The following is a 730-nucleotide window of genomic DNA, read 5'->3' as shown; positions in this document are numbered from 1 at the left end:
AGGCCATGGTCACCCTCGCCTGCCTGCGGCTCTGGCTCCCATGACTTTCCGGACACCCCCTAGCACTAGAGGTGCTCGGGCCGTCAGTAGAGATCTTCGGAGACGGGCCCGATGGCGGTCGCGAAGCCTCATTTCAGAGCCCGAGACACTTCCCTACGCCCGATGCGCCCTGGACTGGCTACGGGGTACTACAAGCCAAATTCCGCAAGCGCCCAGAAGGCACTGCCAAAGATGCCGAGTGGCTGATCGAGCACATCAACTCCGAGCTACGCGCCTGGGCCGATCCGTCCTCGAACCGCGTTCGAAAGGGGCGCCTGCCTGAGTACCTGCTCATCACGAGCAACATCGTCCTCTCGTCAGTTCCGGGTAGCGGAGGCATCGACCGCGTCCAGCAGGCGCTGAGAGAGCGTGCGGACGAACTGCAGCTCCCGATCAAGGGATGGGCGATCTGGCACTACGACAAGATCTGTCGGCTACTAAACAACAACGAGGACGTTCGGCACGCCTACGCCGATGCCGTGTTGCCAGGCGATGTGCTCGCTCGGCTTCACAACCATGTCCAGCAGGTGGAAGCCAGTCATTTTCCGCCCGGCATTCAGGCGGCCGCCGGCCTGCCGAGGGAATTGCGCCCCCTATTCGGACGTGAGGCGGAGATCGATGAAGGGCGAGGACTGCTTGAGGGGGCCGATGGGCGCACCCGGTCGGCTGTCGTAGTTGCAGGCCCACCCGG

At 63.7% G+C, this 730-nt stretch carries 1 pseudogene; it reads left to right on the top strand.

Going from position 1 to position 730, the window contains the following annotated elements:
* Positions 1-71: 71 nt before the first annotated feature.
* Positions 72-730: pseudogene (locus CG740_RS39615) on the top strand (hypothetical protein); the annotation flags it as partial.

Origin of the sequence: Streptomyces sp. CB01201 (genome assembly GCF_002803085.1) — a bacterium.
GTDB lineage: Bacteria > Actinomycetota > Actinomycetes > Streptomycetales > Streptomycetaceae > Streptomyces > Streptomyces hundungensis.
Note: the sequence above shows the minus strand (reverse complement) of the source record. Positions and strands in the feature narration are given on the sequence as shown.